Source organism: Candidatus Soleaferrea massiliensis AP7 (genome assembly GCF_000820765.1).
GTDB classification, from domain to species: Bacteria; Bacillota; Clostridia; order Oscillospirales; family Ruminococcaceae; genus Soleaferrea; species Soleaferrea massiliensis.
In genome coordinates this window covers 41,125-65,216 of the sequence record NZ_CCYH01000005.1, presented here as the reverse complement: position 1 = coordinate 65,216, position 24,092 = coordinate 41,125, and the positions used below count along the sequence as shown (strand labels likewise).

Genomic DNA, 24,092 nt, shown 5'->3' with positions numbered 1-24,092 from the left:
ATGTTAACATGGAACTGCGTGTACAAAACATGGATTTTTCGTACGGAAAAAACAGGGTTTTTGACAATTTCAGCGTCACCTTTGACGCGGGCATCAATGTGCTGATTGGCAGCAACGGAAGCGGCAAGACGACCTTGATGAAGATGCTTGCGGGAGTTTACGCGCCAAGCGGAGGCTTTCTATCGTTTAACGGAAAAAAATACAGCGATTATAAGGATATTCGAAAACATTTATCCTATCTGCCGCAGGAGTTCACAGCCTATCAGGAGATGAAGGTGATCGACTTCTTAAACTTTATTGCGGAAATAAAGCTGGAAAAGAAAGCAAAGGATGTCGCGGATCATGTGCGTTCAGCGATCGAGATGACAAATATTGAAGATTTCAGTCATAAAAAGATCAAAGAGCTGTCCGGAGGCATGAAAAAGCGGGTGGGAATTGCGCAGGCAATCGTCGCGGATTCTGAAATCATCATCACAGACGAGCCGACCGCGGCATTGGACCCGGAACAGTGCGAGGCCTTTAACAACATCCTGAAAAAGATTTCCCAGGATAGGATTATCATAACATCCACACACATCATCCAGGACATTCATTCGGACTGTGATATGCTGTATATCCTGTCAGAAGGCGAATTAAAATACGCCGGCGGATACAATGAATTGCAGCGGGAACTTTCGAAAAACATCTTCAAAATTGAAAAGAGCAAGCTCGATTCCTTAGATCCTGACAAGATAAAAATATTGGGTGATTTTGATGAAAATGGAAAAGAATACATCAAGTTTTCCGCCCGAAAGTTCGATGAGGATCATATCGGGGCGTGGGAATCCTGTGCTTATTCAAGTGCGGATATATGGAGATATTATAAATCATGAGTTTTTTATCATATCGGTTAAAGTATGATTTTTATGGTCTGAAACCATTTGTGATCACGGTTGTCATCGTAGAATTATTGGCTGTATTCTTTTTGTCTCAGGCCAATCATATGGACGATCTGTACAATAGCTTATACGTTTTTTTTGACATTATCATGCCGATGATATTTTCTATTTTGGTATTGTTGGTTTTCGGGCGGGATATCACGCAGCAAAACCTGGAGTTCCTTTTTTCACTTCCCATAAAAATATATAAATTGATACTGATACGCTACATCAGGGTTTTGTGCCTGTTTTTGTTCATCTGCTGCCCTATCATGATTGTGTTTTACATGAATTTACTGAAACTGGACAGCGGGGCGCAAATATGCTTCTGGGATATCATGGTGCTGCTCGCCAAAATATTGCCCAATGTGTTCGCGCTGGGCGGATTATCTCTTTTGCTATTGGTTCTATCAAAAAATACCTTTGTCCCCCTGGTCATGATCATTGGATGGATCATCTTTGACTTTTGCACCTTCGGAAAACTGTTGGGACTGGTTTCTATCACAGCGAATTACTATACAGAACTGCCGTCTCAAATGTACATAGCAAACCGAGTCGCGTTTGCTGCCGCAGGGGTAATCTCCCCATTATTGAGCTGGGTTATCATGCAGCTTTATTTTAAAGGAAGAGCCGCTGCTTTCAGCCGGCATTCTCCTCGGGCTTTCTCCAAAATGCGGAACAATCCGCCTTGTCCGTAATATTGTACTGAATCATTTTCCGAAGCAGCTCATAGTCAACCGGATCGATCCACCTGATACGCATCAGCTGCTTGCTGTGGTCATAGCCAGCCCGCAGGATTTCCGCGGAAAATCGAACAATTCCCGCCCTCTCAGGCGCAACGGCCAGATGGTGTTTTGCCACACTGAAGCCTATGATAAACGTTCCGTGATCCGTGTACATGGGCTGATTCCATGCCACTCTCGGAGCCAGCTGGGGAAATGTGTGATGGACCCATTTCAACATTTCTTGAGTCCGGTCCCGATGCTGCTGGTTCTCTATACGTCCTAAATACTCGGCAAAAATCTCGATATAATTCCCCTCCTAAATGCTTTTTATAAGATCAGCGGCTGGCTTTGATTCATATAAACAGGCAGTTGATCAGCCATGACCGTCAGTATGATATGGAACATCACCGAAGCTGATCCATACATCCTGAATGGCATCCATTGTCAATATTGTACCGGTTTCCAAATCAGATATGCATCTTCCAGAATCCCAATTCCGCATCAGCTTGACTGGAAAGAGACCCATGTATCGTCCGGTTTACGCCTGAAGCAATCGGGTTATAAAATCATGATGTTCAGACTCCAACAAAAACAGCTTCCTGAAATTCTGTATCTCCATACAGAATTCCGGAAGCTGTCTTTATTTTTGATCATCCGAAAAACGGGCAATCCACAAGAACACATGATAAACATTACAGATCAACGTCCATTGTCCATATGACTCCGAATCATTTCAGCCGCCTTCTTCGACGCGACGCCTCTTTCCAGCAGGCCGGTTTTCTTCCGGAACGCAGCGATGTCCTGCCGGTACTTCTCCTCGTCAAATTGCAGGATGTTTTCAATCAGGCGGTCATTGCTCTCCGAGAATGGAAACGGCATATCGCTGAACTCGAAATAAAACCCTCTGTCATCGATGTATTGGTCGACATCGGTGGCAAAGATAAAGCCCGGACGCTGTGTCGGCAGATAATCCACAATCAGCGACGAATAGTCGGTGATCAGGCAGTCCGCCGCAGCAAACAGCTCCTGCGGATCGGGATACTGCGTAGCGTTGATGATTCTGCCGCCGTCGGTCTGCATTTTCTCTGCCAATTCAAAAAGATTGGGATGCAGGCGCATCAGCAGCACCCATTCTCCGCCAAACCGCTCGGAAAGCGCTCTGCAGCACTGTTCACCGTCGATCGAATAGACCTCTAAATTGTGATCCTTTCGAAAGGTCGGACCGTACACAACCATCTTTTTGTCCGCTGGTATCGAGTAGAAGGCTCGGATTTTGTCGGCATATTTCTTTGTGTCTCCAAAGAAAATATCATTTCTGGGACTGCCGCACTCGACAATCTCACCGTCATACCAGAACACATTCGCATACAGATTGGTCATGAAGGTGCTGTTTGACAGATAGACATCGGTCATCCGGGAATCCTTTTTGGCAAAGTGGACATAGCGAACGTCCAGTGCGTCCTCGACATCTCGTTCCACCTTTTTCATGCCCGGTCCGCCATGCCAGGTCTGGATATAAAGCTGGCCTTTCCGTTTACGCAGGGCCGTGGTAAAACGGGAATTGTTGATCCACACCTTTGCGGTTGCCATTTCAAAGAAGCTTGCCGCGGAATTATAAGCCACCGCCTTTACGCCTTGAGGCAGATGATGGTGCTCCATCAGGCTTTTTTTGAGCAGCCATACAACCTGATAGTCAAGATTCTGCCGGCGAAGCTCCTCCACAATGTATTTTGCGTTGTCACCGTAGTCGCCGCCGAAGTAGCTGCTGACAAATATTTTATTCTGAAGCGGAAAAATCGAGCAGAGCAGCATAAACAGCTTTCTCAGGCTGTCGATCATAACGTAGAACAGCTTACTTGTTTTGAATTTGCGAATGAATCTGCTCATATTTCCTCTCTCTTTCCAATCGCTTGAAACCCAGATATGAGTAGATCGCTCTGGAGATCAAGACAACAAACTCGCTTGTAACCGTTAGAATCGCAACCGGAATAAACTCAAACTTGCCGACAGCAAACAGGATCAGCAGGCCGATGACATGGTAAACCGCGGCATATACGATAGTCAGGTTCGCTTCTTTCATCATGTTCAGCGCGCCGAGCGTTGGGAATCCCAGCAGATAGATCGGCAGTGTAATCGGCACCATAAACAGGAGAATCCTGAAAATCGGGATGGCTCCTTCATATCCTTCTCCACAGACAATTCGGATCGCCTCCGGTGTGAAGATGTACAGAAACACCGTTCCGGCTAGAATGATTGGAAATGAGAAGATCAGCACCTTTTTGATCAGCTTGAAATTTTTTTGCTTGACCATATACGGATAGATGCTGTCCGCAATCGGCGAGAACATACCTCTGCCCTTTGTAATCAGATCGTTAGCCGATGTAAAGGAGGCCAGCGCCGCAGATGGAAAAAAGAAGCCCAGCGCCACAACGTTGGTTGCATTGTAGATGGTCGTCGCAATGCGTGAGACAAAGAAAACCGCGGAATCCTTAATGGCTGCAACGACGCTTGAGACCGGGGTTTTGATCCATCGGATATCCAGCTTCTTATACAAATAGATAAACGACCAGATAACCACAAATACGTTTGCCGCAAACATAAAGATAGGAATCAGGACGTAGTCGGTATCCTGTCTCACAAATATAAAGATCAGCACGGTGTATAACGCCTTGGATGCCACCGAACGATATGTAATGACCGACATCCGTTCAATTCCGCGGAACATATAATCCGGTATAAAGGCGCTCGCAAACACCGCCAGATAAGATAACGCGAGATAAAGCCCATGCTCCTGATACTGCGGAACAAAGATGATTAAAATAAAGATACCCGCAAACGCGATGGTCGCAATAAAAGTCTTTGCTTTGACGACCGAGGAGAGAATCTCCTGCAGCTTCTGCTTGTTGTCACGGTGCAGGGAACAATCTCTGGTTGCCGAAAGCAGAAAGCCAAAGTCTACAACCAGCTGAAAATAGGTAATCGTCGCGCTGACAAAGGTGGTTACACCGAAATATTCCGGCCCCAACACCCGTGTAAGGTACGGAAAGGTCAGCAGCGGAAAGATATATCCCGACACCTGCATGATATAGAGCATCACGGTATTGGATACCAGTGTTTTCATCTCTTTTTTAACTTTCATGTTTCACTTTCCCCGAAAATATTTTTTCACTCAGCCTGTAAAGCACCGGCGGTTTCTCCGCCGCGTCTTCCGGCAGTCTTGTCAATGCTATGATGTATCCCAGCATCAGCCAGAATATAAATTCACGGACGGTATTCAGGAAAAAGATCATCATCATGGGAAACGCCGCTATGGTCAGCATGATGATGATGGCCAGTACCGTCATGACACTCTTGGTTGGATATCCGCGTTTGGTGCTGAGGATTTTTTTACACAGGTAAATAAAATAGCTTGCTATAAAACCAAGCACCATGAGCGCTCCGGCGACGCCGGTATAGGTAAGCACCGACAGATAGCCGTTGTGTGTGGAGTACTGCCGTTTCACCATAAAAGAATTGGGAAAATGCTCTTCGGCAAACGCCAGATGATTTCTCGGTGAGGTTCCTACAACAGGCGTGGCCTGCCACAATCTGACAGCATCGCTCCATATTTCAAACCGGTGGTTTGAAATATCCTTGTCTTCTCCAACGTCCGGACGTGTGTCATCAATGGGTTTGAGCGGCTCGCCCGAACTGTTGGGATCGGTCATCTGAAGGATGATCCCCGGCATGTATCCCAGGTTATACCGGATCGGCTCAAAAGCCACAAGACCCACCGCCGCAGAGGACGCGCCGATGAGGATTCCGAGCACCAATGCCAGAACGCGCTTCTTCCGCCTGATAAAAAAATATCTGTAGAGAGCAAAGGAAACGACGACAAACAGGGCCAAAACAAACACGAGCTGCGCCGTCCTGGACGCGCCCAACAGCACATACAGCGAACTGAACACAATGTTGACGATGTGAAACGCCTTCATCCATCTGCTCTTCGTATTGAAAATATAAAACAGGCCCAAGGCTATCACACACAGCATCAGCACGGATGCATAGTTCGGATCGGTAAAGACACCGTAGAGTCTTCCTCCGACAAAGCCCTGCGGACAGGAGGGATCGTTCGGAAGCCGATACTCAAAATAAATCTGGAACAGGTACTGATACATGCTGACCACACTGCACACCAGTGTGATCACACCCAATACATTCGCAATGATCTTGATCTGTCTGACCGCCGCATCTCTCGTCTGCGCAAACGCAAAGGGATACATCAGCAGCATGATCACACAGGTCCATACCATTGTTTTGATATTCTCGCCGATTCCATACGACGCGTTCACAATGGTTGAAAGGAAAATGGCTGCAGCAAACCCAATCAGCCAGCCGCTGCCTTTCGCTTTAAAAATCCTACGCTTACAAAACAGATCCAGCAACAGCAGCAGCCCGCCCACTACAGCGAACGCAGGATAGATGAGTTTATTGACCGTCTGCAGCTTCCATACAAAAAAAGCGATGTCATTGACCGCTATGTAGCAGATGAAGCACAGAATATACGCAAAGGTTATCTTTTCATTTTTTTCTTTTAACCAATTCATTCAGCTCTTGCTCCTCATCAAAACTCTTTTGATGCACTTCTCTTGACGAAATGCCGATAGATCGGCGTGCTGAACTTTAAAACACAGGCGCCGATGTACCTTTGTTTGCGAAAATAAGGAATTTTCAAAATCTTCGAGGTATTCTTTTTCAATACCGACGCCAGTTCCTGATACATGAAATGGTGGTAGGGGTCTTCGGAGAGCAGAATCCTGTCAAGCAGCACGAACCTGCTCCAGAAATACCGAAAATCCGCAAGCGGCTTCAAATCCGGATAACGCTGCTCGACAAGTTCTATATTTTTACCGTAAGCCTCCAGCAGGTCGTAGTCCCGTTTCGTGACCGGAGAGGTCGTGATGCTGCCGCCGCGCCGGTAATAGAAGTAGAGCGGTTCATTGGAAATCACCATCGATTTGATACGCTTCATGTAATCGACTGTGAAAAAGATATCCTCATACAGCTTGCCCTCTATAAACCGGACGTCCTTCAGGCAGGATGCGCGGAACAGCTTGCAGCACAGGATATACGACATATACTTCCCGCGCATGATGGCCGCAAGCGCATCCTTGGTATCGCAGACCATGGTGTCATGCGGCTCATACATCAGGTGCTCGCCGTCTGAAAATTTCTCCACAATGCCGCAGCAGGCCACGTCGGCGTCATATTGGGTGATATCTCCGTAAAGCTTTTCGTACATCCTCTCGTCGATATAGTCGTCGCTGTCGACAAAGCCGATGTATTCCCCCTTCGCCGCATCAAGTCCTGTATTCCGCGCGGCGCTGAGGCCGCCGTTTGCCCGGTGAATCACCCTGATACGGTGGTCTTTCGCGGCGTATTCATCGCACATCTTTCCGCATCTGTCGGGCGACCCGTCGTCCACAAGCAGAACCTCGAAATCGGTGAAGGTCTGCTTCAAAATGGAGTTCACACACTTGTCCAGCAGATCCTCCACCTTATAGACCGGCACTATGATACTGATTTTTGGCATGTCTCTCTCCTACATATTCCATTTAAAAACCGTTTTGAACGGTGTTGTCATATCCGTTTTAAACACTCTGTGCAGATCGCTCACCGACGCAACCCGATCATCCTCCAGAATGATGGATGACAGACGGCGCTGGATTTCCGTATCGCTCATAATCTCGACCGCCTTCTCAAAATCGGCGCGTCCGGAACGGCTGCTTCCGACCAATGTGAGCCCCTTTTCCAGCACCATCCTCGTGAAGATCGGCACCGGGTTTTCGCTGACGCCCATCAAAAGAACCGTGCCCTGCGGGCGGATGTGCGCAATGATGTTTTCGATGGCCGGCGCGCAGCCCTCGCCGCCCGCGCATTCAAACGCGTGGTCGCAGGAAAAGTCCTCCGGGATCGCCGTGGTGAGGTAGGTGCTGTCCACAAAGGTAAACATGGACAGCTTTTCCGGATTCAGTCCGACAACCGTAATTCTGCTTTGGGGATACATCTTTCTGAGCACCAGCGACACGACATATGCAAGGCTTCCGTCGCCCCAGATCGCAATGCTGTCGCGGTAAGCATGCGCGGCGGCGCCAAGCCGGAAAGCGGCGTGAACCGCAACGCTGACAAATTCGGTGATCGCGGCAATATAGCCGGGCGTACCTTCATAAGCCACCACCCGGTCGGGCGGCAGGATGACCAGTTCGCGCATAAATCCATCCCGGCCGCTCGATAAAAAGCCGCTTCCCACGGCATAGTTTTCATAGATGCCGGCCTTCTCCTCGCCCGGGATGTTCGGGATCATCACGACGCGCTGTCCCGGCTGGAAGGTTCCGGTCCTGTCATGGACGACGGTGCCGCAGCACTCGTGAATGAGCGCCATCGGCAGCTTCTTTGCCAGGCTTTTTGCATCGCGCAGCCCGCGGTAATATCTCTGGTCGGCATGGCAGATCGCCATATAGTCCGGCCTGATGATAACCCCTTTCTGCGCGTCTATCTGCTGATACTTGACAGAAAACACACTGGGGCTGACCAACTGATATATGGAAGTAATCACTTTTCTCCTCCAACCATAGCTTGTGCTATGCGATAGTCCTCGATCGTTGTTATCTTCATATTGGCAACATCACCCTGTACCAGCTTCACCTTGACGCCGCCGACCACACAGATTTTGCACGCGTCGGTCAGGATGGCCTTTTCATCCTCGGAAAGCTGGTTGTACAGCTTTTTAAGAATCGAAATGCGGAAGCTCTGCGGGGTCTGTCCCTGGTACATCAGCCGTCTTTCCGGGACGGTGGAAATATAATCGCCGTCTTCCGAGGTGATGATGGTGTCGGTCGCAGAGATGACCGTGTCGGTCGCACCGTATTCCAGCGCCGCGTCGATGTTCTCCTCAATCATGCGGATGCTGACATAGGGGCGCACCGAGTCGTGCGTCACAATGATGTTGTCCTCATTCTCTCCATATTCTTCTTCGATTGCGCCGATGATATTCATGATCGTACCGTTGCGGTCGGCGCCGCCCTCCACAATTTCGATGCGTTCGGGCTGTGAAATATACTTCTTCACGAGGTCCTTTGCGTGCAGCACCCAGTTCGCGTGCACGCCGATGTAGATCTTGTCAAATCTTGAACAGAGCAGGAACTTTTCCACAGTATGAATCAAAATCGGTTTGTCTCCGAGCGGCAGGAACTGCTTCGGCATATCCGCAATCTTCATTCTGCTTCCCACGCCGCCTGCCAAAATCGCTGCAAAAATCATGACGTTTCCTCCGTACATCCTTATATTTTACCTTTATTATATCCACTTCCCCGCCGTTCAGTCGCGGTTGCGGACACATGCCGCGGCCGGCCGACATTCGATTCGACAGCCGCCGAACAGGTCCAAACGGCACAAAATGATAAAGCTCCAAGCATTGGGGTGAAACGCAGCGCAGACATTCATTCACTTATCGTTCACAATACTTTTGCTTTATCATTTCTCAAAAGGCCGCCGGCCACCCATCTCCATCAGACTTTACAGCAGAAACGCCGCCATCCTTTTTAACAGCGCGCCCTGCTTATGAAAATCTGTCTTATCCATTATCCCTGTCAATACCGATTTTATCTTTTTACGGCGGCGGAGTGCTGTACAGACACTGCCAAACGCGTTTCTGCCGCATAGGAGCAGTCTGATTTCCGGATACCGCTGCACACGCTGAAACGCCGTACAAAGCGAAAAAAGGCCCTTGTCCGTCTTCAGAAGATATACAGAAAAAATGGACAAACAAGCCTGATCGCGATAAAACCGTATGTTTCTTTAAATTGTAACATGCAGTGACTGTTTTGTCAAACAATCGACCCGGAAAAGTGCATTTGTAAATATGAAAAATAAGTAAAAATATGTTGTTGTGCCCTTACAATGTTACGGGAATATGGAAAAACTATAGCTTTCACCGGCCTGTTATGCAGCACAACGCGGCAGTTTGCGCTTATCCGCCCCGTTGCATATTGTATAACCGGGTCAACAGGCTATCCATAAACATTAGATGGATATCAATCCAACCGGTTTATCGAGTTCCATATCAATTACAGAAAAAACGCTTCCACAGAACCCCGCCTCTTTTTCACGGCTTTGGATAAAGCCTGTTTTGGATAAAACCTGTGCATATCTCTTAGTCCTGCCTATGATCCATCTCAAATGAACGCGCAGACAGGTTAACAGACATGGAAAAGGAGCCGGCCTTAAGGCCGGCTCCTCAGTCTCAGTTGTATTCTTATCAGCAGAACAGCTGTTTCCCAGTTTCTTTATCCTTTTTCGCGGGGAACGGGACAAACCGGACAACCTCCGCTCAACGCAGCAGCACCTGCAAATCCTGTTCCGGCGTGGTGATTGGCGCGATGCCGTACTGTTCCACCAGAAACCGCAGCACCTTCGGCGAAAGGAAGGCCGGCAGCGACGGGCCGAGCCGGATGTTTTTGATGCCCAGATGCAGCAGCGTCAGCAGGATGCAGACCGCTTTCTGCTCGTACCAGGACAGCACCATCGAGAGCGGCAGCTCGTTCAACCCGCAGCCGAAGGCGTTCGCGAGGGCGGCCGCCACCTGAATCGCGCCGTAGGCGTCGTTGCATTGGCCCATGTCCATCAGGCGCGGCAGGCCGCCGATCTCGCCGAGCTCCAGGTCGTTGAAGCGGTATTTTCCGCAGGCCAGCGTCAGAATCACCGTATCGGGCGGCGACTGCTTCACGAATTCGGTGTAGTAGTTCCTTCCCGGCCTTGCGCCGTCGCAGCCCGCGACCAGGAAGAAATGCCGGATCTTGCCCGCTTTCACCGCATCGGCCACCTGTCCGGCGGCTGAAAGGATCGCCTTGTGTCCGAAGCCGGTGGTCACCTGCGCACCTCCGTTGATGCCGAAGAACGCGGTTCTCTCTTGGAATCCGCCCAGCTCCAGCGCCTTTTCAATGACCGGCGTGAAATCCTTATCCTCCCCGATGTGCACAATGCCGGGATAGGACACAACCTCGGTTGTAAATACGCGGTCGGCATAGCTCTCCTTCGGGGGCATCAGGCAGTTGGTCGTGAACAGAACCGGCGCCGGAAGCGATTCAAATTCCTTCTGCTGGTTCTGCCATGCCGTTCCAAAATTGCCCTTGAGATGGGGATACGCCCTGAGCTTCGGGTACGCATGGGCCGGCAGCATCTCCCCATGCGTGTAAATGTTGATCCCTTTGTCTTCGGTCTGCTGAAGCAGCAGCTGCAAATCCCGCAGGTCATGGCCCGACACCACGATAAACGGCCCTTCCTGGACAGCAAGCGGCACGGTAACCGGGGAGGGGTCGCCGTAGGTTTCGGTATTGGCTTTATCCAGCAACGCCATGCATTTGAGATTGACCGCTCCAAGCTTCATCACAACCGGCAGCAGCTCATCCATCCCCCAGTCCTCGCCGACCGCAAACATCCCTTCATAGAAGAAGGCGTTCACCGTCTCATCGGTGTAGCCCAGCACCATTGCATGGTAGGCATAGGCCGCCATGCCGCGCAGGCCGAACAGGATCAGCGACTTGAGAGAGCGGATATCCTCATCGGCATTCCAGAGGAATCCGAGGTCGTATTCGTCGTTCCGGCTGCATCTTGACATGCAGCCGCCGCACCGCGGAATCAGCCGGTCCCGCTCCAGGCGGACGGTTTCGGTCTGCTGTTTGACCGCTCCATCGCTGAAGCTGACATTGGTGAGGGTGGTAAACAGCCCTTCTATCATGGCGCGATGCGTACTCTCCGTCGGGATGCTGCCATCCACAGCCCGCGCGAGGGATACCAGCGCGCCGGTCAGTTCGTCCTGCAGCTTCGATGTGCCGGCGTCCTTCCCGCAGACGCCCGCCTTGCCTGTACATCCGTGACAGCCCGCTGTCTGTTCACACTGGAAACAAAACATTTCATTTGCCATATCGATCTTCCTCCTGCCATTCATAAAAGATTTTTCCTGTCAAACGGTATGATTTTCTTGACTCTATGGCATCATTGTAATACAATATTTGATACAAATCGGTTGTATAACCAACAGGAGATGGTTTTATGAAAGAATATTTGCCGGTCATCAGCAGTTCGCGGCTGTTCAGCGGCATCACGGAAACGGAGGCGCTGTCGATGCTGGAATGCCTGTCCGCGCGCACCGCATATTATGAAAAAAATGAACAGATACTGCGGTTCGGCGACGCGGTGGACACGGTCGGCATGGTGCTTTCCGGAAGCATCCATGTCAGCAAGGAGGATTTCTGGGGAAATCGAAACATCCTGACCGTGGCGGGGCCGGGGGAGCTGTTCGCCGAAACCTACGCCTGCGTTCCGGACGCCCTGCTCAGCGTCAGCGTGACGGCGGCCGTTCCGGCGGAGGTCCTATTTCTGGATGTGCGGCGGGTACTCACGACCTGCAGCTCCTCCTGCGTATTTCACGCAAGGCTGATACGAAACCTGCTGTCGGTTATGGCTGCCAAAAATCTGGCGATGAACGAAAAGATGACCCATATGTCCCGGCGCACGACGCGGGAAAAGCTGCTGTCCTACCTGTCCGCGCAGTCGCTGCGCCAGGGAAGTCCGGTGTTTGACATCCCGTACAACCGGCAGCAGCTTGCCGATTACCTCTCGGTTGACCGCAGCGCGATGTCCAATGAGCTGTGCAAGCTGCGGGACGAAGGGGTTTTAAGGTTTGAGCGGAATCACTTTACACTTCTGCGGCAGCTCGACGAGGTGTGATGAAGCCTGCTATAGGCGGGGATATCCAGCGTTGAAACCGCAGAAAATAATGCGCCGCATGAAACTTTTCCTGTAAAATGGAAATACTAAGCAGACTGTCCTTTATGGAAGACATCCGATATTCCTGTAAGGCCATCGGATCGATGGTACATACACCTGTTTGCTCCGCCATTTTGGCGGACTGGCTTTAGAAAGGAGACATCCCATGAAACGATGCCTGATTGTTGTGGATTATCAAAATGACTTTGTGACCGGGTCTCTCGGGTTTCCCGAAGCGGCCGCACTGGAGCCGCGAATCGCTCAGAAAATCCGGCAGTACCGCGCGGACGGCGGCGCGGTGCTCTTTACCTTTGACACACATAATGAGGATTATCTCAGCACACAGGAGGGACGGTATCTGCCGGTCGAGCACTGCATCCGCTCAACCGACGGACACCGGCTGTACGGCCAGATCGCCGATTTGATGCAGGAAGAAGACCCGTGCTTCTACAAGGATGTCTTCGGGTCCGGGGCGTTATATGAACATCTCAAAGCAACACCCTATGAAAGCATCGAGCTTGTGGGGGTTGTGTCGAACATCTGCGTGATCTCCAACGCGGTGCTCGCCAAGACCGCGCAGCCGCAGACGCCGGTGCAGGTGGATGCATCCTGCACCGCGGGCAGCGACCGGGCGCTGCACCAAGCGGCGCTGGATGTGATGGCCGGCATGCAGATTCAGGTCACAGGGAGGTAAAGACATGGTATTGCGGGATAAAAACGGACTGACTGAAAAGGAATTTCTTGAACGCTACCAGCCGGGCGATTATCCGCGCCCTTCGGTTACGGCGGACATCCTGGTCTTCGCGCTTGGCGAAACGCTGCCGCGGCTTCTGCTGATCCGGCGCGGCGGGCATCCGCACCTCGGAAGCTGGGCGCTGCCGGGAGGCTTCGCGAACCCGGATGAAAGCGTGGATGAAGCCGCCGCCCGGGAGCTTCTGGAGGAAACCCATATAACGGGGCTGCCGCTCGTTCAGCTCGGCATGTTCAGCGACCCGGGACGCGATCCGCGCACCTGGGTGATCACACAGGCGTACATCGCGGTAGTTGACCGGTCGAACATCCATCCGGCGGCGGACGACGACGCGGCGGACGCCCAATGGTTCTCCGTCGGCTGCCGGATGAAGGCGAACCGCGCCTTTCTGACACTGCGCAGTGACGGCACTGAGCTGTCGGCCACTCTATCGGTACACAGCTGTCAAACGCTCTGCGGATGGAAGCACGACATCAAGATTCTTGACTGCAGCGGGCTTGCGTTTGACCACGCGAAGATCATCCTGAGCGGCCTGCTGCGGTTACAGCAGGAATCATCGGAAACCCAAAACGGCCCGGTTCATTTAAAGGATGGTTGATTCGATCGTTAGAACCGCTCGTCCTGCACACAGGAAGGATGGCGTGGCAGTCTGAACTGATTGTCCACACACTGGAAGGACGGCGCGGCAGACAGAACCGTTCGCCCTACACAAGAAGGATGATGCGGCAGACAAAACTGTTCGTCCACACACAAGAAGGACGGCGTAGCAGTCTGAACCATTCATCCTACACAAGAAGGATGGTGTGGCAGACAGAACTGTTCACCTCACATACAGAAAGGATGTTCAAATGATGCAACGTGAAAATCTGTCGATGCTCTGCGACTTCTATGAATTGACCATGTGCAACGGATACTTTAAAAACGGTTTTTATAAACGCACCACCTACTTCGATGTGTTCTTCCGTTCGGTGCCGGACGGCGGTGGCTTTGCGATTTCCGCCGGACTCCAGCAGGTCATCGATTACATCGAACAGCTGCACTTTGATGAACAGGACATCGCCTATCTCCGTTCTAAAAAGCTGTTTGACGAGTCCTTTCTGGATTACTTAAGGCACTTCCGGTTTACGGGCGATATCTATGCCGTGCCGGAGGGCACGCCGGTATTCCCGAACGAGCCGGCGATGACCGTCCGTGCCACGGCCATTGAGGCGCAGATGATTGAAACCTTCGTTCTGCTGGCATTAAACCATCAGTCGCTGATCGCCACCAAGGCAAACCGGATCGTACGGGCGGCGCAGGGCCGGACGGTCCTGGAGTTCGGCGCGCGGCGCGCGCAGGGCGCGGACGGCGCGGTTGTCGGCGCGCGCGCGGCCTACATCGGCGGCTGTTCCGGCACCTCCTGCACGCTGACCGACGAGCTGTACGGTGTGCCGGCCGGCGGCACAATGGCGCATTCCTGGATTCAGATGTTCGATTCTGAATACGAAGCGTTCAAAACCTACTGCGAGCTGTACCCGCACAGTGTGACGCTGCTGGTCGACACCTACAACACCCTGAAAAGCGGTGTCCCGAATGCGATCCGCGCGTTCCGGGAGGTGCTCACGCCGCTGGGCATCACCGACTGCGCCATCCGCCTGGATTCCGGCGACATCTCCTATCTCTCCAAGAAGGCCCGCAGGATGCTCGATGAGGCGGGATTTCCCGGCTGCAGGATCGTCGCGTCCAACTCCCTGGACGAATACCTTGTCCGGGATCTGGTCCTGCAGGGCGCGCAGATTGACCTGTTCGGCGTCGGCGAGCGGCTCATCACCTCCAGGAGCGCGCCGGTGTTCGGCGGGGTCTACAAGCTTGTGGCCGTGGAACATGAAGACGGCGTCATCCTGCCGAAAATCAAGGTGAGCGACAACATCTCGAAGATCACCAATCCGCACTTCAAGAAGGTATACCGGCTGTTCGACCGGGAAAGCGGCAAAGCGCTGGCCGACGAGCTGTGCATCTACGACGAAACCATCCCGGAAGGCAAGCCGCACACCATCTTCGACCCGAACGCCACCTGGAAAACCAAAACGCTGACCGATTTTACCGTGAGGGAACTGCTGATTCCGGTTTTCCTGAACGGCAGGCGCGTCTATGACAGCCCGCAGATCGATCAAATCCGGACATACTGTCTGGAGCAGGTTGACCTGCTCTGGGACGAGGTGAAGCGGTTCGAGAACCCGCACACCTATTATGTCGACCTGTCCCGGCGGCTCTGGGAGGTTAAGCAGCGGCTTCTGGAGGAGAGCAAACACCAGTAAACGATGCTGTGGGATTTCCCCGTCCATCCGTTTTATCCTTCATCCGGATCCTCTATCATCCGGTATTTCCCCGGCAATCTTAAAGCCGCAGAAACCTTCCTCCCGCTAAAAGAAGAGAAAGCCCGAAGCGTAAACGCTTCGGGCTTTCTGATGTATTATGGAAAAGGAAGATTATCTAACGCGTTTTTTTCTGACCGTCAGAACGGTTACAGCACCCATTGCTACGAGCACAACCAAAACCATCAGCGGCAGGCTGTCGCCGGTGAACGGGGAATCCTTATCCGGGTTGCTGCCGCCGGAGGATGAACCCGGTTCGCTTGTGCCCGGTTCGGAGGTATCTCCGCCGGGGTTCTGGCTCTCGGCATCCTTGAGGCTTACCTTGAGGACGACATCCTCATCCGGCATGGTGAAGCTGTAAGCGCCTTCCGCTGCGCTGAGCACCTGTGTGCCCGCCTGAGCGGATACCACAGCGACCTGCTGGATTTCCTTGGCGCTGTCGCTGACAGAAACGGTGAAGTCCACCGTCTGGCCCGGCATAGCGGTCGTGCTGTCCAGATTGACCGATGCGCCTTCGTCCGCTTCGACGGTGATGGTTCTCCAGGTGAACGGCTCGCTTCTGGTGTTCATGTTGTACTGCGCAAGCTCGAACTGGCTGGAGTAAGGCACGAGCTGGATGTCTTCATCCTTGTAGAATGCGCGCATGGCAATCGACTGCTCGATGATCTTCAGATTGTTGATGGCGGATTTCTGCACATCACCCAGCGTGATGAAGTTTTCCGGGTAGGTGCCGCGGTAGGTGATCAGCTTGCCGTCCTCGCTGACCGATGCAAATTCAGTGGTCACAGGATCGGAGAAGGTGCCCGGTCCGCCCCAGCTGCTCTTGTAGGTGCGGTAGATCGGTTCGCCGTTGACCAGGATGCTTCCATCCTCGTCCACGCTGGCGGTGTATCCTTCGCCAAGCTGTGCGGCTGCTTCTTTATCGCCGTCGGCGGCAATGGTAAACTCGCCCCAGGATGCAACGGTCTGCGTCCAGGTTCCCATGATGGGTTCTTCCTTCAGCGCAACCTGTCCTCTTTCATCGAACTCCGGTGTCACATCTACAACACCGCCGACGATGTTGGTGGCGCGGGTCGGGCCGCCCGGCATGATCAGGTCGTTTCCGCCGTGCATCGAGATGGCCGGTGTGGAGGAACCGCCGTTCCAGTCGGTCATGATCAGTCCCTTAAAGCCCCATTCGCCTCTGGGAAGATCGGTGCACAGATCGTAATCGTCCGCGGCCGGTACGCCGTTGATCAGGTTGTAGGAGGTCATGATCGACATCGGCTGGGATGCCTTGACCGCAATTTCAAAGCCCTTGAGATAGATTTCACGCAGCACACGCTCGCTGACAATGGTGTCGACCGCGTTGCGGTTGGACTCCTGGTTGTTGGCGGCATAGTGCTTCAGGCAGGCGCCGACGCCCGGTACGGACTGCACGCCCATCGTGACTGCGGACGCCATAAAACCGGAGATGATCGGGTCCTCGGAATAGTACTCGAAGTTTCTGCCGCAAAGCGGGTCGCGGTGGATGTTGAGGCTCGGGCCGAGCACGATGGTGATGCCCATCTCTTCCAGCTCCGCCGCATACGCCTTGCCGACCTCGTACAGCAGCTCGACGTCCCAGGTCTGCGCGCGCAGAACCGATACCGGCCAGGCCGTACAGTACTGGTAATAGGTCTCCGCTTCGCCGGTGGTCACATTGGTCGCTTCATATTCCTGCTTGACGCGGATGCCGCCCGGTCCGTCTGCGACGACGATGGCCGGAAGTCCGTATTTGACGAAATATTTGTTGGTGGTTTCGCCGGCCGCGCCCGGAATGGTGTCGGAGTTCGAACCGACGATCGGCGCGTTCTCATTGGCGACACCCCAGCCGGAGCCGCAGTTGATGTCTGCAAGCTCTTCCAGCGACATCTGCGCGACGTATTCCTCCATCGAAACCTTGCCGTTGTAGACGTCCAGCAGCGTGGAGCCGGATTTGTCCGCAACCTGCACGATGTTTTCGTAATCCTGTGTCTTCTGCGCATTCGGGTCTGTGGTATAGGTGTTGACGGTTTCATCGTCATAAGCGGATGCGTTGTTCGGCGCGGCCGGGAAATCTGCGCTCTTGAGCGTAAATACCGGTGCGTCCGCGATTTCCTGTGCCTCGCCGGCATAGGTGTACGGGGTTTCGCCCTCTTTGGACCATTCAGTCAGGTTTTCCTCTTCGGGCAGATGCATCTGGTTGCTGAGGATTTCGGTCACAGTGTCCGCGTCCAGGCTGACGACACCCGCGACCTCGGTGTTCCGAGAGGAATTTCCGACGCGGATGACATAGTCGCCCTTGTCGAGCATATACGAGGCCTTCGCTTCGTTGTAGTAAGCCATATCCTTGGTGTTGTAGGAGATCGTCAGGATCTGGCTCTGTCCCGGTGCAAGCTCATCGGTCTTCTCAAAGCCCGCCAGCTCCTGATAGGCCTTCTCAGCCGCCGCGCTGTCCGGAGCGGAGTAGTAAACCTGCACGACCTCTTTGCCGGAATAGGTGTCGCCGGTGTTGGTCACCTCGACCTCGACCGTGACGCTGTCAATATCGGCGTCCACACTGCGCACCTTCATATCGAAGTCGGTGTAGGAAAGGCCGTAGCCGAATTCATACCGCGGCGTGATGCCGAAGGTGTCGAAGTAGCGGTATCCGACATAGATGCCCTCTTCATAGGTTTCCTTTTTGATATTGCCGTCGTTGTTTGCAAAGGTTTCGGAGGCCGGATAATCCGAATAGTTCTCGGCCCAGGTGGTGGTCAGCTTGCCGGACGGCGTCACCGCGCCGGTCACGACGTCATACAGCGCGTCGCCCGCTTCCTGTCCAGCCTGTCCCATCAGAAGAAGGGTGTCGAGCCCCTCGATCTCATCAAAGAACTTGGTGTCGATGGTGCCTCCGACGTTGAGCACTACGGCAACCTTGTCGAAGTTCTTTCCAACCAGTTCCAGGTTCTCGCGTTCCTGCTGGGAAAGCTCATAGTCGCCCACCTCGTACTGCACGCCGTTCACAGTGGCAGTCTTGGTGGTCTTGCTTCTGTCCGCGCCCTCGCCGGCGTTTCTCGCGATGACATAGATCGCCGTATCGGTCTTCTCAGCGGATTCCTTCACGAAGTCCTCGGTCAGCTGCATTTCCGGATAGGCGAAGGTCGCCATCGGGTTCGTTGCGGATTTCTGCAGTTCTTCGTCATAGCCGACCGCAAAGTTTTCCAGGAAATCGCCGGTCGTGACATCGTAGCCCTCCCGGACAAAGGTATCGTAGATGTTGACATGATAGCGCTCGCTCTGGTTGACCAGCGGGTCTCCGCCGCCGCTCAGTCCGCCGTTGAACGGGTCTCCCGAACCGGTTCCACCGCGCACGGTGCGGATTGCGCCGTTTCCGAACAGCGCGACCGGCTTGGACGAGCCCCCAATCGGAAGCACATTATCCGCGTTCTGCTCCAGCAGAACCATGCCCTGCGCCGCGACCCTTCTCGCAAGCGCGGCATTGTCTTTCTCGCGCTGGGACTGCGTCGGGTCGGTGGTCGCCGCATTCGCTGTAAGCGACATGCTCATGACCATGCTGGCCGACAACAGAACCGAAACGATTTTGTTTACCTTCTTCATTTAATCCTCTCCTTAATCCTAACATAGAAATTTCACATTTCACACAGAAATCCTGGAATTTCTCCATGCACTAGTTACATTATCACAATCTGCCGGATAAAAAAAGGTGCAAAATCAATCATTCGGTGCACTAAAACGCTCAATTAAATGGAGCCTTATCATTTTTATGATTTTTTAGACACAATTTTCTGCAAGTCATAGCTGTTCGCATACTCCCGCAGCCATTCCACGCCGACATCCAGGCTGTCAATAATGCCCTGCAGCTCCTCTTTGGAATACGGCATCTGCTCGATGCAGTACTGCTGGAACAGGTCGTATTCTTCAGCCGACCCGATCAGGATGTAGTCGCAGGTGAGCGCAAGCTTTTGTTCGGGCCGGAAGTCGGAATTTACATAATGGTAGGCGTATGCGAACGCCAGCCCGAGGATGTTGTGCTGTCCGCAGGCAACGGCGGCGGCGCTTCCGTTCTCCAAATCCTGCCGTGTGCTTTCCACGAGGTCAAAATAGGCCACTTTAAGCCGTTCGTTGCCGAAGATCTCCTGTATATCGGACAATGGGAGGTAAAAGGATTTTGTGGTCGTGATCAGCGCATCCGGCTGGAATCCCTGCGCCGCCATGCTCTGCAGCCCGCCGATCAGGTTGTAGGTTTTCAGCACAAACTCCAGCGACCGGCCATCCGACTTCAGCACAGTGTTCATAATGCTGTCGGCGCGCGTGGTATGCGTCACGGAGGTACTGACCGTATCCGGCAGCGAGGTCACGCCGATGCGCTCTGCTCCCGTCTCCAGCACCTTTTGGGTCATCCGTCTGGACGTCGACTGGTCGTCGTTGATGATGGAGCCCAGATAATACGGGCTGTCCCGGAACCGGTCGACAATGTCCGTGTCGGTCGGCAGGTCCAGAATCTGCAGCCAGTAGACCTGATATTCCTCGCAGACCGCGACGCTTTCCGGAATCGCTTCGGTGTTGGCGTTCAGGATGACGTCCACCCCCTGCTCGCAGAGCTGCCGGGTCGCCTCCACATGGCCTGTATTCTCGGAGGAAGCAAAGGTAAAGCGCACGTCGAACTGCTGCTCCAGGTAATCCGCATAGGCAAAAACCGCGTCGCTGAGCTGGTCGTTTCTTCCCCGCTCCCCGTAGAAGATGACGCCGATCGAGCACTCCTTCTCCGCGTCCTTCCTGTTTTCCCGCTGCTCTCCCGCACAGCCTGTCAGCGTCAGGATGAGCGCCAGCAGGGCCGCCGTCCATCTAAATCGTTTCATGCCGTTCCCTTCTCTCTCCCAGACGCAGCGTGATCTTCGTCCCAATCCCCGGGCTGCTGGCAGCCTGCAGGCTGTACGCATCCCCATACAGATAGGAAAGCCGCTGCCGGATGTTGCGGATGCCGATGTGCTTCCCTTTTTCTTCACCGGGGCCGACCTCCTCCTCAAAGTAGCGCCGCATCGCTTGAGGCGGCATGCCTGGCCCGTCGTCCGATACCTGGATGACAAGCTCGCTTCCATCCTTGTAGACAGCCAGCCGGACGGTTCCGCCCAGAATCCGCATCGTTTCATCCACATTCAGCAGTACGCCGTGGAACACCGCGTTTTCCACCAGCGGCTGCAGGATGTTCTTCGGAAGCTGCTCTGACAGCGCCGCGCTGTCCGCCTGTTTCTCAAAGCGGATGCTGTCCGAATACCGCACACGCTGGATCGTGAGATAGCTTTCCACCATCTCAATTTCCCTCTGCACCGTATCGAACACGTCGATTTTGCTGATGCGCAGCCGGTCCTGCAGGATATCGATCAGCGCCGTATTGACGCCGATGAGCCGCTCGTTTTCCCCCTGCTCGGCCAGATAGGTGATCACATTGAGGGTTTTATAGATAAAATGAGGATCCACCTGCGCCACCATCAGCGCATACTCCATCTGTTTTTCGGTGCGTTCATGTTCAATCTGCTCCCGGACATTGGCCTGAATCCGCTGCAGCATATAGTTGAACGAATCGGCCAACTCCTCCAGCTCGTCGCCGGTGTGCACCTCGACCTGCACATCCAGATTGTCCTCGGTCACATGGTTCATCTGCCCGGAGATGAGACGCAGCGGGCGCAGCCGCCGTGAAATCAGCAGCACCAGGCTCAGGATGAACGCCAGAACCATGACCAGCTGCATGATATAGAGAAAATAGAAGGTTGACTGGAAGTAGCCGATGATGTAGTCGTTCGGGACATGCAGCGCGAGCTTCCATCCGCCCAGCTGCGTATAGGCCACCATATCCACGCCGTGCCGGTTCCCGCTTTCCAGGATGCTCTTGACACCGGGCTGCTCCATCATGCCGCGCACGCGGGAAACGTCCATATTTGTGTCCTCGCCATTGTACCGCTTGAAGACCGGCATATTGTTGCGGCCGAACAGGATCAGGTCGAAGCCGTTTTCATAGAAGATGTCGAACGCGCCCTCAAAGACCGCGAACGGCACAACAAAGATCAAATCCCCCTTCATAGCCTTGTTCTGGTAAGGATAGACAAGACACACAAAGCCGCCGGGCTCGCCCTCCTCCGGGATAGCGCCGTCGTAGCCGACCAGCCCGGAAAAATGCCGGCTGTAGCCGTTCTGCCTGTAATCCTGGTACCAGTCGCTGTGCCGGATCCTCCCGGCGTTCAGCGCACAGCTGATGTCTCCGAAGCTGCGGCCGTTCTCCAGCATGATCATACAGCTCGAGACGTTCGGAAAGAAGTTCAGGTATCCGGTCATGGCCGTGCGTAGCTCTTCCCGCACGACGGCATCCTGCTCCCGCTCATCCTTCTGCAGCAGCTGATAAAGGTACTCGTCGCCGCCGATAAACCGGCTGTACATCTCGAGCTGTCCGATCGCCCGGTCGATGCGCTCCGTAGCCTGTTCGCTGATCTGGCGCACATTGCTGACCGCGTTTTCCTTCAGGACACCGTAGATGATCGGATAGATGATAAAGCTGATCAAAATGCTGAGGATCAGCCCCACCGCCAAGACCGCCCTGCACAGCTTCCCTGTGATGCTGTTGTATTTCACGTTTCCTGATTCCTCCACTTATATTCTTCCGGCGTGACGCCGTATTCTTTCTTGAATACCCGGCTGAGATACCGGCCGTTCAGATAGCCGACCTCCCGCGCGATGTCGTCGAGCTTCCGCCGCTTGCCCTGTGTCAGCAGCTGTCCCGCCCGCTGGAGCCGCACCTCGGTCAGGTACTGGTGCAGCGTTTTGCCGGTCTCCTGCTTGAACAGGGCGCGAAGCCGGGCCGGGCTTAACGACACGTGTTTGGCGATCCGGTCAATATCCGTCGAGCTGTCGGCGTAATGCTGGCAGATGAACCTCACGGCGCCCTCCACATCCGGTGAATACCGGCGGTCTTCCCTGGACCCGAGCAGATGATAATAGGCGCGGTAACGGTCCTTGAGGTAGACAGCCGCCGCCTGCGCCGTACAGATTTTGTTCAGCTCCGCTTCCTGAAACAGCCGGATCTCCGCATGATGCTCCGGATCGATGAGCCCCTGCGTCGCGCTGCACAGGTGGAAGAACAGCTGATGCGCGGCGTCCGAAAACGCCTTATAGCATTTTTGTTCGATCATCGGTCCAAGCACCTCATCCAGATACGCTTCCAGCAGATAGCTGTCGCGCTTTTCATCCATCCGCTGCAGAATTTCCGGCTGCAGCACCGCATCCGGCTTTCCGCCTTCCCGCAGGCAGGCAAAATCGAGGACCTGGTTTTGAGGCCAGAAGCAGCGCAGCTGCAGCCGCTCCCTGCCGGCCGAGCAGCGCATCCCGATTTCCGCGAGACGCTCCGTTTCAGCCACCTTCACCAGGTAAAGGGACTGTCCCCATGCCTTCTGCAGGGTTTCCAGCAGGTCCAGGCAGGCAAGATCCCAGCTTCCCGGCAGTCCGCCACGCGCATCGTTTTCCAGCAGGAGCAGGATTCCGTCATCCGGAATCGGCACAGCCATTGAGATGCTGTCTCCCAGCGTCTTCCTGACATCTTCGATGTCCATCCGCTTCGGGGCGGACAGCTCCCGGAAATAAGACAGGACAATGGGCAGGGGCCTCTCCGCGAACACAGCGGCAGCCGCATAGGTCCTGTCCTGCGGCAGAGAGGAATCCTTCCCATCCAGAAACCGCCGGAAGGCCTCCTCGGTTTTCTGGGATGCCGTCCGGCGCTTTTCCAGCGCAATCTCCTCCCGGACCTTACAGAGCTTTTCCCCGGTTTCTGCGCTCTTCAGCCGCTGCTTGAGCAGATAATCGCACACCTGCAGACGGTAGCCGGAGTAGGCGTATTCAAATTTCTCATAGCTCGACAGGAAGATGATCCTGGTCCGCGGGTCCTTTTCCCGGATCTTCTCCGCAAGCGCTATGCCGGTCATGCCGGGCATCTCGATGTCGGTGATCACCAGATCCGGCCGCAGCTTTTCATAGAGCTGATAGCCGAACAGCCCGTTGATTGCGGTCCCCACAATCTCCAGCCCAAGCGCGTCCCAATCCACGCTGCTTTTAAACTGATCCATCTCAATTTTATCGTCGTCCACCAATAAAACCGTTATCTTCATGACATCCTCCAACCTGACAATGCCCCCCAAACTTCCTTCGTTTGATATTCATCCGTGCTTTTGATGTGACTTTACATCATCTTATCATATTTGCCGCGGAATATCCACTGTGATCTTTTGGGCGTCGCCGGATTTTCATCCTGAAAACTTCCACTCCCTGCAGCTCGCCTGAGGTCACAGATCTTCCGCGGCGCAGCCGCCTGTACGGGCAGCCGATGAATCCGCTCCCTTTACCCGTGCGGGTATTTTCATTGTGTGTTCCAGTATTCTGGCTAAAAAATTTTCAGCGCCCCAAGAATGCTTTTTACGCCCCGTACCGTGCCGTTCCGCTTTGTTTTTTCGGTATACCGGACCTTTTTGGATTCGTGGGCTGCAAATGCTTCTGG

At 53.7% G+C, this 24,092-nt stretch carries 18 protein-coding genes; 6 read left to right on the top strand and 12 right to left on the bottom strand.

Annotated features, from left to right (window positions below):
• Nucleotides 1-8: 8 nt before the first annotated feature.
• Complete coding sequence (locus BN348_RS01145; RefSeq protein ID WP_040195669.1) at nt 9-872, top strand: ATP-binding cassette domain-containing protein; 864 nt, start codon at nt 9-11, stop codon at nt 870-872.
• The gene (locus BN348_RS13750) at nt 869-1,615 is read left to right on the top strand and encodes an ABC transporter permease (RefSeq protein WP_040195668.1); all 747 of its coding nucleotides are present in this window, start codon (nt 869-871) and stop codon (nt 1,613-1,615) included. The genes BN348_RS01145 and BN348_RS13750 overlap by 4 nt, the downstream gene beginning before the upstream one ends.
• On the opposite strand, the gene BN348_RS13425 is transcribed toward BN348_RS13750, so the two are convergent.
• The 8 genes from BN348_RS13425 to hcp all read right to left on the bottom strand — a co-directional run bounded on the left by BN348_RS13425 (nt 1,557) and on the right by hcp (nt 11,603).
• Nucleotides 1,557-1,916 (bottom strand): iron chaperone, encoded by a 360-nt coding sequence (locus BN348_RS13425; RefSeq protein WP_278247731.1) that lies wholly within the window; start codon nt 1,914-1,916, stop codon nt 1,557-1,559. The genes BN348_RS13750 and BN348_RS13425 overlap by 59 nt on opposite strands.
• Nucleotides 1,917-2,341: 425 nt before the next feature.
• On the bottom strand, nt 2,342-3,529 hold the full coding sequence (locus BN348_RS01130) for a CDP-glycerol glycerophosphotransferase family protein (RefSeq protein ID WP_052446598.1): 1,188 nt from the start codon (nt 3,527-3,529) through the stop codon (nt 2,342-2,344).
• Nucleotides 3,495-4,781: an oligosaccharide flippase family protein gene (locus BN348_RS01125; RefSeq protein WP_040195666.1), complete on the bottom strand. Its 1,287-nt coding sequence runs from the start codon at nt 4,779-4,781 to the stop codon at nt 3,495-3,497. Before BN348_RS01125 ends, BN348_RS01130 begins: the two co-directional genes overlap by 35 nt.
• Nucleotides 4,771-6,228: an O-antigen ligase family protein gene (locus BN348_RS01120; protein WP_040195664.1), complete on the bottom strand. Its 1,458-nt coding sequence runs from the start codon at nt 6,226-6,228 to the stop codon at nt 4,771-4,773. Before BN348_RS01120 ends, BN348_RS01125 begins: the two co-directional genes overlap by 11 nt.
• A gap of 17 nt (nt 6,229-6,245) precedes the next feature.
• Nucleotides 6,246-7,214, bottom strand: a complete 969-nt coding sequence (locus tag BN348_RS01115) for a glycosyltransferase family 2 protein (RefSeq protein WP_040195663.1) — start codon at nt 7,212-7,214, stop codon at nt 6,246-6,248.
• Between the two features lie 9 nt (nt 7,215-7,223).
• Nucleotides 7,224-8,237 (bottom strand): alcohol dehydrogenase catalytic domain-containing protein, encoded by a 1,014-nt coding sequence (locus tag BN348_RS01110; protein ID WP_040195661.1) that lies wholly within the window; start codon nt 8,235-8,237, stop codon nt 7,224-7,226.
• Nucleotides 8,234-8,941 carry an IspD/TarI family cytidylyltransferase gene (locus tag BN348_RS01105; protein WP_040195698.1) on the bottom strand — a complete coding sequence of 236 codons (708 nt, stop codon included), beginning with the start codon at nt 8,939-8,941 and terminating at the stop codon, nt 8,234-8,236. The genes BN348_RS01110 and BN348_RS01105 overlap by 4 nt, the downstream gene beginning before the upstream one ends.
• Before the next feature lie 1,069 nt (nt 8,942-10,010).
• Nucleotides 10,011-11,603, bottom strand: a complete 1,593-nt coding sequence (hcp, locus tag BN348_RS01095) for a hydroxylamine reductase (RefSeq protein WP_040195658.1) — start codon at nt 11,601-11,603, stop codon at nt 10,011-10,013.
• Nucleotides 11,604-11,731: 128 nt separating this feature from the next.
• Here hcp and BN348_RS01090 point away from each other — a divergent pair, with 128 nt between their 5' ends.
• The 4 genes from BN348_RS01090 to BN348_RS01075 all read left to right on the top strand — a co-directional run bounded on the left by BN348_RS01090 (nt 11,732) and on the right by BN348_RS01075 (nt 15,496).
• Nucleotides 11,732-12,409 (top strand): Crp/Fnr family transcriptional regulator, encoded by a 678-nt coding sequence (locus BN348_RS01090; protein WP_040195657.1) that lies wholly within the window; start codon nt 11,732-11,734, stop codon nt 12,407-12,409.
• A gap of 205 nt (nt 12,410-12,614) precedes the next feature.
• Nucleotides 12,615-13,142, top strand: a complete 528-nt coding sequence (locus BN348_RS01085; protein ID WP_040195656.1) for a cysteine hydrolase family protein — start codon at nt 12,615-12,617, stop codon at nt 13,140-13,142.
• 4 nt (nt 13,143-13,146) lie between these two features.
• Nucleotides 13,147-13,797 (top strand): NUDIX domain-containing protein, encoded by a 651-nt coding sequence (locus BN348_RS01080; RefSeq protein WP_052446597.1) that lies wholly within the window; start codon nt 13,147-13,149, stop codon nt 13,795-13,797.
• A gap of 253 nt (nt 13,798-14,050) precedes the next feature.
• On the top strand, nt 14,051-15,496 hold the full coding sequence (locus BN348_RS01075) for a nicotinate phosphoribosyltransferase (protein WP_040195696.1): 1,446 nt from the start codon (nt 14,051-14,053) through the stop codon (nt 15,494-15,496).
• 171 nt (nt 15,497-15,667) lie between these two features.
• On the opposite strand, the gene BN348_RS01070 is transcribed toward BN348_RS01075, so the two are convergent.
• From BN348_RS01070 to BN348_RS01055, 4 genes are all read right to left on the bottom strand, one after another.
• Entirely contained in the window at nt 15,668-19,153 is a 3,486-nt protein-coding gene (locus BN348_RS01070) for a glycoside hydrolase family 3 protein (protein ID WP_052446596.1), read from the bottom strand.
• Nucleotides 19,154-19,317: 164 nt separating this feature from the next.
• On the bottom strand, nt 19,318-20,415 hold the full coding sequence (locus BN348_RS01065; RefSeq protein WP_040195655.1) for a hypothetical protein: 1,098 nt from the start codon (nt 20,413-20,415) through the stop codon (nt 19,318-19,320).
• Nucleotides 20,402-22,180, bottom strand: coding sequence for a sensor histidine kinase (locus BN348_RS01060; protein WP_040195654.1), 1,779 nt, complete (start codon nt 22,178-22,180; stop codon nt 20,402-20,404). Before BN348_RS01060 ends, BN348_RS01065 begins: the two co-directional genes overlap by 14 nt.
• A complete protein-coding gene (locus tag BN348_RS01055) occupies nt 22,177-23,706 on the bottom strand; it encodes a response regulator transcription factor (RefSeq protein ID WP_040195653.1) in 1,530 nt (509 codons plus the stop codon). Before BN348_RS01055 ends, BN348_RS01060 begins: the two co-directional genes overlap by 4 nt.
• Between the last annotated feature and the right edge of the window lie 386 nt (nt 23,707-24,092).

Excerpts from the sequence above, each read along its gene's own strand:
- BN348_RS01145 (WP_040195669.1), top strand. The coding sequence starts at position 9 with ATGGAACTGCGTGTACAAAACATGGATTTTTCGTACGGAAAAAACAGG.
- BN348_RS13750 (WP_040195668.1), top strand. The coding sequence starts at position 869 with ATGAGTTTTTTATCATATCGGTTAAAGTATGATTTTTATGGTCTGAAA.
- BN348_RS01130 (WP_052446598.1), bottom strand. The coding sequence starts at position 3,529 with ATGAGCAGATTCATTCGCAAATTCAAAACAAGTAAGCTGTTCTACGTT.
- BN348_RS01125 (WP_040195666.1), bottom strand. The coding sequence starts at position 4,781 with ATGAAAGTTAAAAAAGAGATGAAAACACTGGTATCCAATACCGTGATG.
- BN348_RS01120 (WP_040195664.1), bottom strand. The coding sequence starts at position 6,228 with ATGAATTGGTTAAAAGAAAAAAATGAAAAGATAACCTTTGCGTATATT.
- BN348_RS01115 (WP_040195663.1), bottom strand. The coding sequence starts at position 7,214 with ATGCCAAAAATCAGTATCATAGTGCCGGTCTATAAGGTGGAGGATCTG.
- BN348_RS01105 (WP_040195698.1), bottom strand. The coding sequence starts at position 8,941 with ATGATTTTTGCAGCGATTTTGGCAGGCGGCGTGGGAAGCAGAATGAAG.
- hcp (WP_040195658.1), bottom strand. The coding sequence starts at position 11,603 with ATGGCAAATGAAATGTTTTGTTTCCAGTGTGAACAGACAGCGGGCTGT.
- BN348_RS01090 (WP_040195657.1), top strand. The coding sequence starts at position 11,732 with ATGAAAGAATATTTGCCGGTCATCAGCAGTTCGCGGCTGTTCAGCGGC.
- BN348_RS01085 (WP_040195656.1), top strand. The coding sequence starts at position 12,615 with ATGAAACGATGCCTGATTGTTGTGGATTATCAAAATGACTTTGTGACC.
- BN348_RS01080 (WP_052446597.1), top strand. The coding sequence starts at position 13,147 with ATGGTATTGCGGGATAAAAACGGACTGACTGAAAAGGAATTTCTTGAA.
- BN348_RS01075 (WP_040195696.1), top strand. The coding sequence starts at position 14,051 with ATGCAACGTGAAAATCTGTCGATGCTCTGCGACTTCTATGAATTGACC.
- BN348_RS01070 (WP_052446596.1), bottom strand. The coding sequence starts at position 19,153 with ATGAAGAAGGTAAACAAAATCGTTTCGGTTCTGTTGTCGGCCAGCATG.
- BN348_RS01065 (WP_040195655.1), bottom strand. The coding sequence starts at position 20,415 with ATGAAACGATTTAGATGGACGGCGGCCCTGCTGGCGCTCATCCTGACG.
- BN348_RS01055 (WP_040195653.1), bottom strand. The coding sequence starts at position 23,706 with ATGAAGATAACGGTTTTATTGGTGGACGACGATAAAATTGAGATGGAT.